Genomic DNA, 14,438 nt, shown 5'->3' with positions numbered 1-14,438 from the left:
CCTTTCTCATTTCGAGTCTGGAAGCTTATGTCTCGCGCACGCGCTTGTCTTCTTGATTCATCACTGTATTAACAGGTATTTGAGCATCAACTTTTACCCGCGCTTTATCAGCTAACTTGAACTCGTCAAGCAAGGATTGAGCTTGTTGATTGTAGATATAATGGCGTGGCGCATAATCGGTCAGCACGTCCAGAACCGATAAACGGTTTTTGTGTTTGGTGGTGAAATAAGCGGTAAACAAGTCATTGCAGACCACCTGACAATAGTGGTTATCACCGTTGACTCGCGCACTGGTATCATCAATATGACCGTATCACTGTTGAGAATACCGCTGCGATAAAGCTCGCTTTTTTCCTGAGACTTAAGCATGGGAATTAAGCTACGAAAAAGCCTTTAGATACTAAGTCGCTAGGCAAGCCAGTTTTGTCGAGTAGGCATTTTAGCGTTTGGTCGATTTTAACTCGTGGGATCTTGGGTTTACGGCGGCGTTTTTTCTTATCCGAGTCCGTATTTTCAGTGTCGTTATTAGTTTCTTTTTGCGCGTCAACTTGTGCTTTTTTACGTTCGTCTTCGGATGAAATATCATCACCCTTATTATTTTTATTGGGTTTGATATCAGGCTTTCCCTGCTCACCTTTCAAGCGATTAACCTCGTCACGAAGTTGCTGTAATTCAGTTTCTAAAGACAATTTATCACTGGCTAAGCGTTCAATAAGATTGAATATTTTTTTGACAATATCCTGCGCTTCGCTACTTTCCATTTGAGCGATTGCTTGATAAATGGCGTTAGTTTCAGCCTGTAGGTCGTGGATATTCAAAGTATGTAACTGTTCGTTCTTTTATGATATGTTGTCAAATCTATTTTAGAAATTTTATCTTTACCCTGAGATTTAAAGTAGATACGAATAAACGTATCCTTCCCCGTATTCCGCAAGCTACATACGGGCTACAACTACCTGAGTAGTTACTGGTTTTTTATAATAAAAGGAAAAAGATGACCGATAATGAACTCAAACAACTGGTTGCCAGTTTAGCCATCGCACAACAAAAACTGATACGCAATTAAAAGAAACGGATCGAAAGCTTGATAAAATTGCTAAAATGATTGGTGGAGTCAGTCGAAACCAAGGGGATATTTTTTGTTACAATAATTCTAAAATCAAGCAAGGAAAATATCATGACAGATAATGAACTGAAAGAATTGGTAGCAAGTTTGGCTATTTCTCAAAAAGAAACCGCTCTTCAAATTAAAGAAACTGGAACTCAGATTAGAGAATTATCTATTTTTCGAAAAGAAACCGATGTTTTAATTAAAGCGCTTTCGTCTTCTCAAAAAGAAACCGATAAACAACAAAAAAAACTGATAAACAACTTAAAGAAACTGACAGAAAATTAGATAAAGTTGCTAAAATGCTCGGGGGAATTGGAGCGAATCAAGGGGATATTGCAGAAGATTTTTTTTATAACAGTTTGATTGTTAATAATTACCTAGGACAATTACAGTTTGATGATGTCACTAAAAATATGGAAAAGCACCGTGGAAAAATTCACGAAGAATATGATATATTTTTAACTAACGGTGAATCTATTGCCATTATTGAGGTGAAATACAAAGCGCATTTGCAAGATGTTAAAAAATTAGAACGAAAAATTCATAATTTTAAAAAATTATTCCCTATTTATAAGGACTATAAATTATATGGTGCAATGGCGTCATTTTATTTTAATCAAGAGACTAAAGATGAATTATTGGAACAAGGGTATTTTGTCCTTGAACGCTGTGGTGATTTAATTCAATCGTCAAACCAAACGTTTTTAAAAGTCACTTAATTGGTTGTGTAGCCTACCAACTTTAGACGGGGTGATTGATAGTTATCGTTCAATTCCTCAAAAGAAATTATTTTCTAGTTCCCAAGATCCAGCTTGGGAGACACTGCGATTAATAAAATGGTTTTTGTAACTCTCAGATTATTATTTACTGTAGCCCGTATGTAGCTTGCGGAATACGGGATGTTTGGCAAAGTATTTTATGATATTTTTAACGAATAAACGTATCCTTCCCCGTATTCCGCAAGCTACATACGGGCTACAACTACCTGAGTAGTTACTGGTTTTTTATAATAAAAGGAAAAAGATGACCGATAATGAACTCAAACAACTGGTTGCCAGTTTAGCCATCGCACAACAAAAAACGGCTACCAATTTAAGACGGGACATCCAGCAATTTCAAAGGGTTAGAAAACACACGCTTTCGACTATTTCTAGGAAGCGGTAACTCGCCCATTTCATTCAGTAGCCATGAAAACAAGTCTGGAAACTCGGTATCAAATAAACGCATGGCGGCGGTTGTGCCATCCTCACGTTTGATTCCGTAGTTATGAATGACCGTCAACGCGTTTAATCGCTTTTTATTCAAACCTCGCCCATTGCGATACATTTGCGATAAACAGCCATTTCGCCCTTCCACCGCAGATGAACTGCGTTGAAACTGCCTTGCCATATGCTCCGCCAATGTTAGCCATCGCTGCATTTCACTGATTGATAACTTTGCACTAAATGGGTCTGATTTGAGCTTATCAGACGCGGTTTCCCAAGCTTTTCGATAGTTTTCCTTTGACCTGCGGCTTTTAGTTTGTTCCATTTTCTGATGCCAATAAACAACGGGTAATAATGTTGTGGTCAACCAATATTCGGTATCCGCATCAAGCCCCAAATTTTGCAAGGTTTCGCGTACCCAAAGCCACCAAAAACTGATGGATACCGCTAACGGTTTTATTTGATTACGAAACTTTTTCATCACGCCTTTATGATCGTTAATCCCTTGTTTTTCCGCTATTTTTTCAAAGGCTCGCGCTCTTAACTCTAGCAACTTCTCAACCTGTTCCGCATCGTTTCTACGACTATCATTGAGTGAAAAAGGATGAACTTCATCCGCAATCCCTTGTAAGTTTTCGTGATAATCTGTTTGTATTTTTTTGGCTTCTTCAAGCTCTTTTTCAGCCGTTATCCGTGTTGTTTTAAGTCCAATAATTTTCTGCATCGTTGCCGTTTTAGAAACAGTAGACTCTGCGGTTTGCGCTGCTTGCCGCTGTTTTTCAGCCCTTGCTGCACGCCTGCCGATTTTCGCGCCTAACCAGCGACTCATATCTTGTTGAGCATGAAAAATATCTGCCCCCGATTCGCACTTAAACCCCGTCACTGCCATTTTTATCAACGCCTTAGCGCGATCACTAATCGCATGATTAACCTCAATGCCTAATGATTCTAATCGTGGCGAAACCTTTTTATACCAAGTATCGTAGCACCTATCATCGCTAATATCTTCCAACAAAAGATAGCCAGAACGTAAGTCCATTAAAACTAAAATCATAAAGTTGCCGAAAAAAGTCTCATCCAGCCCAGCAACAACTTTACGTGTTTGTTTTTTCACACTTTTTTCGCATTCTTGCTGAAACTGCGGCAATAAGACTTCCATTTTATTGATTTGAGTCCGCAGTGCGTCGGGTGATACGCCCACATGGGTGTCAATCCGTATCATTTTAAAAAACAGCGATAAAGTCTCTGCACCTACGCCTGCCTTTAATCCAAAGACATACAAGGCGGAAAACACCATTAATCTTTGCCAAGAACTACCTGCCTCGGTTTCCCATAATGATGATTCAGGATGTCGATTTCGCTTTGTTTGCGCTTGACGATGACGATGCACACTGCTTTTTGAGCGACCAACAATTGAAGCTAAGTTACGAACAGTTTGCTTGCCTGTTGTTGTAATTTCAGCGATAATTGCGTGACTAGCTGCGCGTATTTTCTGTGTTGTTCTGTTTTTTTAGTCATTAACCTATGATACAAGAATATCGCAGTTAGTTCTTTATTTTGTCCCGTCTTAAGTTGGTAGCCCAAAAAACTGATACGCAATTAAAAGAAACGGATCGAAAGCTTGATAAAATTGCTAAAATGATTGGTGGAGTCAGTCGAAACCAAGGGGATATTACCGAGGATTTTTTTACAATAGCCTCATAAAAAATAATCAGTTAGGGCGAATAAAATTTGATGATATTACTAAAAATATGGAAAAACATAGGGGAAAAATTCAGGAAGAATACGACTTATTTTTAACCAACGGAGAATCCATTGCCATTATTGAAGTGAAATACAAAGCGCATTTCAATAATATTGAAAAATTGGAACGCAAATTTAATCATTTTAAAAAATTATTCCCTATTTATCAAAATTATAAACTTTACGGCGCAATGGCCTCTTTTTATTTTAATAAAGAGACAAAAGATGAATTATTAAAGCAAGGTTATTTTATTTTAGAAAGATGCGGTGAGCTGATAAACACTGAAAATAGTGACACTTTAAAAGTGGCTTAATTGATTATAATAATACCTCATCACCCCAGCTTTTAATATGTATTTGCTGGATTTCGCCATCGCTTATTTTTAAATTAAAAATCTATTTAAACTATTATATGATATAAATGCGTCATCTAATAATATTTCACTTACATTTCATCCAATCACGATTTTCTTATCTGATTGATATTTATAGATATTTTTGTGGGAGCGGGAATTGCTGTCCGCCACTTTACGCCCTATTTCAAAGGTTGTATTGAGAATGCTCGAAAATACTTTTAAGCCTGTAGTAGTTTTGGCTTTTGCCATCAAATTATTAACCAATTCAACATTTTTAAAAACAACGCCTTTGCAAGCTCTTGTAATATGCGGAAATAAGCGATGTTCTATTGGGTTATATTTCGATGTATACGGCGGATAATGGGCGATACGAATATTAATCTTTAATTCCTCTGACAATTTTTCCAAATCTTCTTTGAAAATATAATAGCGTGCATTATTACTACCACCGCAGTCACATAGTAGCAATAAATTTGTCGATCCCTCATACAATGCCTGTCCATGCTCTAACCACCATTGACGAATACATTTGCAGGCAAACTCAGAGGTATCATGACTGACTCCCAGAGTGATATAACCTACGTTACGATTAATATCATACAATCCCATGAGGTACAACTTTACCTTTGGCATAGGATGGAAAATCATGGTCATTTACACGGATAATTTCTTGTGTGTAAAGCGTACCTGCACGAAAGAAATTACCGATTAATTCTTTTTTTTAACATCCATACTCAAAACAGGATCTCCCTGTGTTGTATATTCCTGCTTGAGGCGTTCAATATTCTTAAATTGTTCGTCTCGATAAGGGATATTAGACTTTCCTGCCTCGGCTTTAAAAGCTTGCCGTGGACGAAAATTATGTTTTTTCAACAGTCTATCAACAACCGTTACACTCATTGGAAAGCCTTGTTCCCCAAGCTTTTTCGCGATAGCAGGGCGCGATAAATTTGTCCATTTTATCGTTTCATCCATGGGAGATCCCGCCGTGTTATTTTTCAATACGTCTAAAAATACCTCATCTATTCCATCAAGGGTTGGCAGTAAAAAGTTACGTCCTCCTCCTGATTTGCGAATGCGTTGCTTTTCATTAGATAGGTCGGTTTTTAATTCCTGTTGACCGCGAGTAATGGCGACGGTCTTTTTCCGATAAGCTATTATAAAAATTGCGCATTTGCGCTTCAATGTTTACTGGATAATTTTGTATTTTCATAACAATAGAGCATACTTGATTCAAAGCTTGTTATCAACTAATATAATTTATTAATTTTTGGGTTTTATTAAATCCGCATTCCTAAGTGCTATGATTTTTCCTTAATTTTAAACGGACTTGAATTAATCTGATAAGTTTCAAAGCAAAAAAAAGCCGATGCTTATCACATCGACCTTGATTTTTAAACAGCCTTCATAAGGAAGACTATTTATTTTTATTAAACGCTTATAATGAATCCGTTGCGTTTAAATCAGCAAATGTTTGCGCTAAACGGTTTGCCATACCTACTTCACCAGCACGTTGCCAAACACGAGGATCATAGTATTTTTTATTTGGACTATCTTCCCCATCAGGGTTACCAATTTGACCTTGCAAATAAGCTTCATTTTCTTTATAGAAATTCATCACTCCTTCCCAAGTGGCCCATTGTGTATCGGTATCAATATTCATTTTGATAACACCGTAACCAATCGACTCTTTAATTTCTTCTTCGCTTGAACCTGAACCGCCGTGGAATACAAAGTTTAAGCTGTTCGCAGGAAGATTGTATTTTTTTGAAACGTAAGCTTGAGAATCACGCAAAATAGTCGGCGTTAATTTAACATTACCTGGCTTATAAACACCGTGTACGTTACCAAAAGAGGCTGCAATGGTGAAACATGGGCTAATTTTGCTTAATTCTTCATAAGCATAAGCCACTTCTTCTGGTTTCGTGTATAAATCAGCTATATCCATACCTGAGTTATCAACGCCATCTTCTTCACCGCCAGTACACCCTAATTCGATCTCTAAGGTCATCCCCATTTTAGACATACGCGCTAAATATTTACCGCAAGTCTCAATGTTTTCTTCTAAGCTCTCTTCGGATAAATCTAGCATGTGTGAGCTAAATAAAGGCTTACCTGTTTCTGCAAAGTGTTTTTCACCTGCATCTAATAAACCGTCAATCCAAGGCAATAATTTTTTCGCCGCGTGATCAGTATGTAAAATAACAGGAACGCCATAATGCACGGCCATGTTATGAACATGTTTTGCACCCGAAATGGCACCTAAAATTGCATTTTGTTGTCCTTCTAGTTTCAGACCTTTGCCTGAAAAGAAAGCCGCCCCCCCATTTGAAAACTGAATAACAACCGCAGATTTCGCTTTTGCAGCCGCTTCTAAAACCGCATTAACGGAATCGGTGTTAATGGTATTAACAGCAGGTAAAGCAAGGGAATTTTCTTTACAAATTGCAAAGACTTTTTGTACATCGTCACCCGTGATAACACCAGGTTTAACAGCATCTAAAATTTTTTGAGACATATTCTTTAAAATTAAGAGTTTAACAACACCATCGCGCTCATAAAAACGCGATGCTCAGTATAGAGTTATTTAGGCTTCTAAGCTTGTTAGGCGGTCAGCTAATAATTCTTCTAAAGTAACTAATGCTTTAGAAAATCCATCAATGCCTTCAGCTAATTTATCGGTTGCCATTTGGTTTTCAGCGTGCATTTTGTCAAAAGTGGCTTTATCAATCGTGATCTTTTCAATATCTGCCGCATCTGCATTTTCTTGCGTTAATTTACGTGGCAATTCCGCTTCAGTTTCTTGTAACGTCGCTAATAATGCAGGCGAAATAGTCAATAAATCAGAACCTGCTAATTCGGTAATTTCACCGACATTACGGAAACTCGCGCCCATAACTTCAGTTTTATAGCCAAATTTTTTGTAATAGTTATAAACAGCCGTCACTGAAACAACACCTGGATCTTCGTGAGCTTCATAAGAATCACGACCGCTGTCTTTTTTATACCAATCAAGAATACGGCCTACGAAAGGTGAAATAAGTGTGATTCCACCTTCCGCACACGCAATCGCTTGATGTAAACCAAATAATAACGTTAAGTTACAACTAATGCCTTCTTTTTCTAAAACTTCAGCCGCTTTAATCCCTTCCCACGTAGCTGCAATTTTAATTAAGATACGCTCTTTAGAAACACCCGCCGCTTCATACTGAGCAATTAACTCACGACCTTTTGTAATGGTCGCTTCGGTATCAAAAGAAAGACGTGCATCAACTTCGGTAGAAACCCGACCTGATACAATTTTAAGAATTTCAAGACCAAAAGAAACTGCAAGTCGATCAAATGCTAAGGTAACAACCTCTGCTGCGCTTGCCGCAGCCCCTAAAGTGGCTCTTGCACTTGTCAGTGTATTATCTACAATCGCTTGATACTGAGGCATTTGAGCGGCCATCGTAATTAACGAGGGGTTTGTAGTGGCATCACGCGGTGTAAACTTTCCAATTGCTTCCAAGTCACCCGTGTCGGCAACGACAACAGTCATTTCTTTTAGTTGATCAAGTAGATTTGCCATAATTAGAAAATACCTTTAGGTTATTAATATAAAATGAATGCAAATAAATAACCTTTTACAGTTACCTAGCGCTATTGGGTTATAAAAAATATTTTTCATAATCCAATAAGGCTTGCGATGATTATAATTTCTATCTGGACCCGCTAACGCGCATCCAGATAAAGAATTTAATGAGTTAGCTTTTAGCCTGCAAATATTTTTCAACCCCTGTTACGGGTTCTAACGTAACCGTTGACTCAACAACAGCGGCGGTTTCAGCCACTATTGTTTTAGCCATTAAAACTTGCTTTGCCATATATTTACTTACGCCCGTTGCTAACACTTCTTTACGGTTTTCTAAATATAAAGCCACACCACTCGTTTTAATGACAGGCGGGGCATTCCTTGCTGCAATGATTCTTCTGGCCATATATTTAGCTACACCACTTGCAGAGTGTTGGCTTTGGTTTGCTAAATACTTAGCAACTCCACTGGCTTTAGGTCTGTTTTCGTGTGTTTTTAAATATTTTTCGACCCCTGTGGCAGAAATTATTTCAGAAACATCACTTTCTATTTTTTGTTTTGATGCAATCGCCTGTCTCGCCAAATACTTAGCAACGCGACTGGGACTGTGTTGTTCTTTTGTTTTTAAATATTTAGCCACACCTGTCGCAGAAGCGGGTGTTTTTTGACCTTGTAAATATTTAGCAACGCCTGTTAAATCACTCGCGCCATATTCATTAACGGTTGTATTGTCAACGACAACATCATTATCGTTTCTATAAACTTGAGCTTTCGGTGATTCTCCGAATATAAATCCAAATAAACCTGCCATATTCTATCCTCGGTCACGCAAATATTTTTCAACACCTGTTCTTTTTGCTACGGCGGCTGCTTTTGCCGCAACAATTCTTTTCGCCATATACTTAGAAACACCTGACGCTTGAACATTGTTTTTATTTTTTAAATAAACAGCGACGGATGAAAGTTCGGGCATATTTTTACTTAAATACCGAGCAACTCCAGTTGCGCCATTTGCTTGAGGCCTTGCCCTGTTGTTAGAGGCTGCACGCGCTCTTACGGTGGCTTTTTTAGGCTCAGATGATGATTTTTTTCTTAAAAAGACAAATCCAACGGCTGCTAATGCAAATAAACCTAGCAAAGTCACCATAGACTCATCTTCTGATGCTTCGGAAGATTCAGCTACGGTTTCAGATGAGGAAGACGAACTAGAACTTTTACTCGCTGATGAACTAGGCGACGCACTTTTCTTGTAATCTGAATCACTATAAATAACAGTCGGTTGAAAATTAGCCGCAGGATAATTAGAATCTGGCTGGCTGGTTTCACCTTTACTCTGGCTTGTTGATGATGTTGCCGACGATTTTCTGGCTTCATCAGCATCAATATAAATAACTTTTGGTTGAAAATTAGCTGCTGGATAGTCTTCTGCCCCAACGATAGGACTCGCTAATACCATTGCAGCAATCAAACCACTGGTCAAATGTTGTATCTTCACGTTTAAATTCCCCTCATATACGTTATTTTAATACCTATATCTACGCATGAATTAACTTTAAAATTACTATCGTAACGCAACTTGTTAAAAATTGACACTTTTAAAAATATCAATAGCTTAAATTAATTTAGCGTAGATAAAGTCCTTCGTGTTTTAAATGACTGTCTCAACAGTAGCCACAACATTTTCAACGGTAAAGCCAAAGTGATTCAGGACAACGCCGCCAGGTGCTGATTCGCCAAACGTATCAATACCAACAACACCGCCTTCTAAACCAACATATTTACGCCAGTAATCCGTCACACCCGCTTCAATAGCAACACGTTTAACACCCGGTGTTAAAATGCTGTCTTTATAAGTTTGCTCTTGACGATCAAAAACATTGGTTGATGGCATAGACACAACGCGAGTTTGAATGCCTTTTTCAGCAAGGGCTGCTTGAGATTGTAAGGCTAAATTAACCTCTGATCCTGTTGCAATCAAAATAGCGGCTGCATCGCCTTGTGCTTCTGAAACAACATAAGCACCTTGACGAATCGCTGCAATTTGCTCATCCGTACGGGCAATAAACGCTAAACCTTGACGACTTAGAACTAAACTTGTAGGTCCGTCCATCCGTTCAACAGCCATTGTCCACGCAACTGCTGTTTCAGTTGAATCCGCAGGTCTCCACACGTCCATATTAGGAATTAAACGCATTGCCGATGTATTTTCAATCGGTTGATGCGTTGGGCCATCTTCGCCTTGACCAATAGAGTCATGCGTTAACACGGCAATGGTACGAATTTTCATCAATGCAGCCATGCGTAACGCACTTTTTGCATAATCAGAGAACATGTGGAATGTGCCACCGAAAGGAATTAACCCACCATGCAGTGCCATACCATTCATGATGGTAAACATTCCAAATTCACGAACACCGTAAGAAATGTAGTTGCCCATTTCTTTACCGCTAACATGTTTGAAATCGGCACAGCTTGTTAAGTTAGACCCTGTTAGATCAGCAGAACCGCCTAAAAATTCAGGTAATGTCGGTGCTAAACCTGCAATACATTTTTGTGAAGCTTGACGTGACGCTAGGTTCGCTGCATTTCCATTGGTTTCTGCAATAAGCGCATCACTGGCTTCTTTCCAGTTAGCCGGTAATTCATTCGCCATACGACGTTTAAATTCGGCGGCTAATTCAGGATGTGCTGCGGCATACGCATCAAAACGAGTATTCCATTCCGTTTCAACATCCGCTCCTTTAGCTTTTGCATCCCAACCTGCATACACATCATCAGGAATAACAAAAGGTTCAGAATCCCAACCTAATTCTTTACGAACCAAGGCCACTTCTTCATCCCCTAATGCAGCGCCATGACAGTCATGGCTTCCGCTTTTATTCGGTGAACCAAAACCAATAATTGTTTTACAACAAATTAAAGAAGGTCGTTCGGTTTCTTTTTTCGCTAATTCGATAGCCGCATTAATCGCTTCTGAATCATGTCCATCTACAGAGATAACATGCCAGCCATAAGACTCAAAACGTCTAACCGTATCATCGGTATACCAGCCATCAATATGACCATCAATAGAAATGTTGTTGTCATCCCAGAAAGCAATTAAGCTTCCTAAGCCCCATGTTCCCGCTAATGAACAGGCTTCATGAGAAATACCTTCCATCAAGCAACCGTCACCCATAAATACATAGGTTTTATGGTCAACAATGTTATGTCCAGGACGGTTAAATTGGTCAGCAAGTAGCTTTTCGGCCATTGCAAACCCAACACCATTGGTAATCCCTTGTCCTAAAGGCCCTGTCGTTGTTTCAATACCAGGAGCATAACCGTACTCAGGATGACCCGCACACTGTGAATGTAATTGACGGAAAGAAGCCAATTGATCCATTGCTAAGTCATAACCTGACAGATGCAATAAAGAATAAATTAACATGGAACCATGACCATTTGATAAGACAAAACGGTCACGATCAGCCCATGTAGGGCTGGTAGGGTTGTGCTTTAAATGATTATTCCACAATACTTCTGCAATATCTGCCATTCCCATAGGCGCACCTGGATGACCTGATTTTGCTTTTTGTACTGCATCCATGGTTAAAGCGCGTATTGCGTTCGCTAAGTGTCTGCGCGAAGCCATATTCTTCTCCTAATTTGGTTATGATTGCAATGACTATTTCCTGACCCCGTCACGCAGTCATTTAAAATATTTATTTATTCTTTCGGTAAGATTTAAATCGTACACATAGAGATGTACGTTTTTTGTTAATTGATTTATCTGGGGTAGGTTCAGGTTAATCACGTTACGACAAAAATTTAACCGATAAGCTGATTTATTTGTTTATTTTTTTAAAGCATTCAAATAAAAACGAGTGGTTTGACCCACTCGTTTTTTAATAATACTTATTCCATGTTGGCGTGTCGTTCTCTCATTTTTTCTTCTGGGATTTCTTTTTCCCAAACTAAATGAGAAACTAAGGCTTCCAGAAAACATAATGTTGATAGCTCAAATACGGTTCCCATAGGCATTCCCTTTACCTTCTGGTAAAGTTCTTGTTTACCTATTTGAAATACACCATCTGCAATGTCACCAATGGTTGATTGCGCCCTAGATGAGATTAAAACAATGCGTGCTCCGACATCTTTAGCTTTATTAGTAAAAGCAATTAATTGTTCCGTTTCACCTGAACCTGAAATTACAATTAATAAATCACCTTCTCTAATGCTAGGCGTAACAATTTCACCTACCATGCTGACATCATAACCACTATGCATTAAACGCATACCTAGAAAGTTGCCTACAAGTTTTGAGCGACCTGCTCCTGATATAAATATGCGTTTGGCTCCATCAAACATTGCAGTTATTTTTTCAGCATATTCATTATCAGTTGCATCAAGAATTTCTGAAATTTTATCAATGACTAAACGTTGATTTTTTTGTTGCCACATTATATTTATACTCCGTATTTATTTATGCTGCATCAACGAGTTCACGAATTTCACGAGCTGATTCAGCAGGAGAAGGTGCGCCATAGATCGCTGCGCCAACAACAATAATATCAGCCCCTGCACGAACAACGTCTTGAACTGTTGATTGGTTAATACCGCCTGCAACTGAAATACGAACATCTAATTCTAAACCAGCGATTAAGCTTAAGTCATTGAATGGTGTGTCACCAGCGGCTTGTGCATCAAGACCTGTATGAATACCAACAATTTGTGCGCCCGCGTCAACCATATCTCTTGCGCAAGCCACTTTATCGTCAACATTGATTAAGTCAATTTGAGTTTCAGCGCCGGTTGCATTGCTCGCTTTAATTACGCCAACACACGTTGCAGCACCTGAAACACCTAATACAGTACAAATATCCGCGCCTGCTTCATAAAATGGGGTTGCTTCATACTCACCCGCATCCATTGTTTTAAGGTCAACTAAAAGTAATTTCTCAGGAAATCTAGCTCTTAGTTCTTTCACTAAATTGATGCCATTATGTTTAATGCAAGGCGTTCCGATTTCAAAAATATCGACGTGAGGGGCGACTTCTTCAGCAAGAGCGATAGTTGCGTCAAAATCTAAAGAATCTAATGCCATTTGAATTAATGGTGTTGCCATGTTACTTACTCCAATTGATTATAATTTTTTTGCATACTTAATATTACGCGAGTCGCACTTTAAAACAAAATAGGGGCGAATGTCAATGCCCAGCGTTGGTGCGTATAAAAAAATAGGCTCTATTTTAGTTTTTAGAACGGTAAAAATTTCACCTAGCGAATCAAGCTAACCCTTACAAAGAGTTTTCTTTTGTATTTTTTTACCCTGTAACTAGTTGTTAACTATAACTAATTTGTTTTTTTAGTTGGTTTTATACTAGAATTTAATTTTCTTCTGGAATCAAAAGAAGACGATTGAAAATAAATTCAAAGTGGGTAAGAATATTTTTTTTTAACTAAGCCTAAATGAATATTTTTCATTTTTATAAAAATGCCCCTTAATTTACTCAATAATGCACTTAAATATGGCATTCTTACTTAATGGATAAAATTGAGTGAATAGTTTAAGGAAGCTATGCGCAATCACTCGTGTAGATGTAAGTTTAAACGTTAAATTATGGGGTTACTTAAAAATAAAAGGACTCAGTTTTCCAGCGTACAATTTTTGGTTGTCGTTTAGATTTTCAAATAGCTGAAAACTTACCAAAGCAGTGTGGTTAATTTAGAATCCGAATTATATTGATCACTCATGACCTCATAATCAATTCCAGATAAGGGTAAGTAGCTAATATAAAATGTAAATTTAGCTGTATTTTCATCGCCTTGGTAATTAATTTTTAAAATACCATGATTTGTTTTTTTAGGGGTAATCAAAACATCTGGAATTTCAAGCAGGTAGTCAGGGACAAGTGCTTCTAAATACCGAGGAAACCGAAAATGATCCGTTTTATAATTTAAAAAAGCAGGGCGTATTTTTTTAAAAGCAAACCGCCGTTGTTGATTAAGCTCACGAATATCTTTATCAATGACCAGAAAAAAATAGGCGACGGGGCTACTAAAAATAACAAAAACAATGACGAGTGCTAAGATGTTTTGTATCAGCCGACCCGTTTCTGCTTTATAAGCGGCCTGTGCATCGTTAAATTTTAATTTAGCCCATAACTTGAGGTCATAAACGTTATAACTTCCACACTCAGAACACGTTCGTGTCTGACTATTCTCCAGTCGCTCATTGCATTCGCCACAGACTTTAGGAAACCATTTAAGCGTTAATCGGGAAAGAAAAAGCACAAATAAGACGATGGAACCTGTATAAAATAATTCTTGAGGCGTTTTATCAAGCTGAGTAATCACTATCGCAACGGCAAAAATATAGACCAGTTGAAAAATACTAACCAGCGTTTTACTGGTACACGTTTTTTGGGCGATTATGGTTTTTATCGCAACAATCTTTATCATTAATT

General features: G+C 38.1%; 17 protein-coding genes. 4 read left to right on the top strand and 13 right to left on the bottom strand.

Going from position 1 to position 14,438, the window contains the following annotated elements:
* Positions 1 to 25: 25 nt before the first annotated feature.
* Together Q9M50_03345 and Q9M50_03340 are read right to left on the bottom strand one after the other, a co-directional pair.
* Positions 26 to 256 (bottom strand): hypothetical protein, encoded by a 231-nt coding sequence (locus tag Q9M50_03345; protein MDQ7089664.1) that lies wholly within the window; start codon positions 254 to 256, stop codon positions 26 to 28.
* Positions 257 to 374: 118 nt separating this feature from the next.
* A complete protein-coding gene (locus Q9M50_03340; GenBank protein MDQ7089663.1) occupies positions 375 to 818 on the bottom strand; it encodes a hypothetical protein in 444 nt (147 codons plus the stop codon).
* A gap of 359 nt (positions 819 to 1,177) precedes the next feature.
* On the opposite strand from Q9M50_03340, the gene Q9M50_03335 reads away from it, so the two are divergent.
* Positions 1,178 to 1,396, top strand: a complete 219-nt coding sequence (locus tag Q9M50_03335) for a hypothetical protein (protein MDQ7089662.1) — start codon at positions 1,178 to 1,180, stop codon at positions 1,394 to 1,396.
* A gap of 14 nt (positions 1,397 to 1,410) precedes the next feature.
* Positions 1,411 to 1,830: a hypothetical protein gene (locus Q9M50_03330; GenBank protein MDQ7089661.1), complete on the top strand. Its 420-nt coding sequence runs from the start codon at positions 1,411 to 1,413 to the stop codon at positions 1,828 to 1,830.
* A 373-nt stretch (positions 1,831 to 2,203) separates the two neighbouring features.
* On the opposite strand, the gene Q9M50_03325 is transcribed toward Q9M50_03330, so the two are convergent.
* Positions 2,204 to 3,706 (bottom strand): DUF6399 domain-containing protein, encoded by a 1,503-nt coding sequence (locus tag Q9M50_03325; GenBank protein MDQ7089660.1) that lies wholly within the window; start codon positions 3,704 to 3,706, stop codon positions 2,204 to 2,206.
* Between the two features lie 167 nt (positions 3,707 to 3,873).
* On the opposite strand from Q9M50_03325, the gene Q9M50_03320 reads away from it, so the two are divergent.
* The gene (locus Q9M50_03320; protein MDQ7089659.1) at positions 3,874 to 4,020 is read left to right on the top strand and encodes a hypothetical protein; all 147 of its coding nucleotides are present in this window, start codon (positions 3,874 to 3,876) and stop codon (positions 4,018 to 4,020) included.
* Positions 4,021 to 4,067: 47 nt separating this feature from the next.
* Positions 4,068 to 4,373 carry a hypothetical protein gene (locus tag Q9M50_03315; GenBank protein MDQ7089658.1) on the top strand — a complete coding sequence of 102 codons (306 nt, stop codon included), beginning with the start codon at positions 4,068 to 4,070 and terminating at the stop codon, positions 4,371 to 4,373.
* Positions 4,374 to 4,511: 138 nt separating this feature from the next.
* Here Q9M50_03315 and Q9M50_03310 read toward each other — a convergent pair whose 3' ends face one another.
* From Q9M50_03310 to Q9M50_03265, 10 genes are all read right to left on the bottom strand, one after another.
* Positions 4,512 to 5,063, bottom strand: coding sequence for an ISAzo13 family transposase (locus Q9M50_03310; protein MDQ7089657.1), 552 nt, complete (start codon positions 5,061 to 5,063; stop codon positions 4,512 to 4,514).
* Positions 5,064 to 5,123: 60 nt separating this feature from the next.
* Entirely contained in the window at positions 5,124 to 5,600 is a 477-nt protein-coding gene (locus Q9M50_03305) for a hypothetical protein (protein ID MDQ7089656.1), read from the bottom strand.
* A 253-nt stretch (positions 5,601 to 5,853) separates the two neighbouring features.
* Positions 5,854 to 6,933, bottom strand: a complete 1,080-nt coding sequence (gene fbaA, locus Q9M50_03300) for a class II fructose-bisphosphate aldolase (GenBank protein MDQ7089655.1) — start codon at positions 6,931 to 6,933, stop codon at positions 5,854 to 5,856.
* Between the two features lie 69 nt (positions 6,934 to 7,002).
* The gene (locus Q9M50_03295; GenBank protein MDQ7089654.1) at positions 7,003 to 7,986 is read right to left on the bottom strand and encodes a transaldolase; all 984 of its coding nucleotides are present in this window, start codon (positions 7,984 to 7,986) and stop codon (positions 7,003 to 7,005) included.
* 175 nt (positions 7,987 to 8,161) lie between these two features.
* Positions 8,162 to 8,800 carry a hypothetical protein gene (locus tag Q9M50_03290; GenBank protein MDQ7089653.1) on the bottom strand — a complete coding sequence of 213 codons (639 nt, stop codon included), beginning with the start codon at positions 8,798 to 8,800 and terminating at the stop codon, positions 8,162 to 8,164.
* A 3-nt stretch (positions 8,801 to 8,803) separates the two neighbouring features.
* Complete coding sequence (locus Q9M50_03285) at positions 8,804 to 9,484, bottom strand: hypothetical protein (GenBank protein MDQ7089652.1); 681 nt, start codon at positions 9,482 to 9,484, stop codon at positions 8,804 to 8,806.
* 153 nt (positions 9,485 to 9,637) lie between these two features.
* Positions 9,638 to 11,623, bottom strand: coding sequence for a transketolase (gene tkt / locus Q9M50_03280; GenBank protein ID MDQ7089651.1), 1,986 nt, complete (start codon positions 11,621 to 11,623; stop codon positions 9,638 to 9,640).
* A gap of 263 nt (positions 11,624 to 11,886) precedes the next feature.
* Positions 11,887 to 12,432: a 6-phospho-3-hexuloisomerase gene (gene hxlB / locus Q9M50_03275; GenBank protein MDQ7089650.1), complete on the bottom strand. Its 546-nt coding sequence runs from the start codon at positions 12,430 to 12,432 to the stop codon at positions 11,887 to 11,889.
* 22 nt (positions 12,433 to 12,454) lie between these two features.
* Positions 12,455 to 13,096, bottom strand: coding sequence for a 3-hexulose-6-phosphate synthase (gene hxlA, locus Q9M50_03270; GenBank protein ID MDQ7089649.1), 642 nt, complete (start codon positions 13,094 to 13,096; stop codon positions 12,455 to 12,457).
* Between the two features lie 578 nt (positions 13,097 to 13,674).
* Entirely contained in the window at positions 13,675 to 14,433 is a 759-nt protein-coding gene (locus Q9M50_03265; GenBank protein ID MDQ7089648.1) for a hypothetical protein, read from the bottom strand.
* Positions 14,434 to 14,438 lie beyond the last annotated feature (5 nt).

It is taken from the genome of Methylococcales bacterium, assembly GCA_030949405.1.
GTDB lineage: Bacteria > Pseudomonadota > Gammaproteobacteria > Methylococcales > Methylomonadaceae > WTBX01.
The sequence above is the reverse complement of the archived record's forward strand: the minus strand, read 5'-3'. Positions and strand labels throughout refer to the sequence as shown.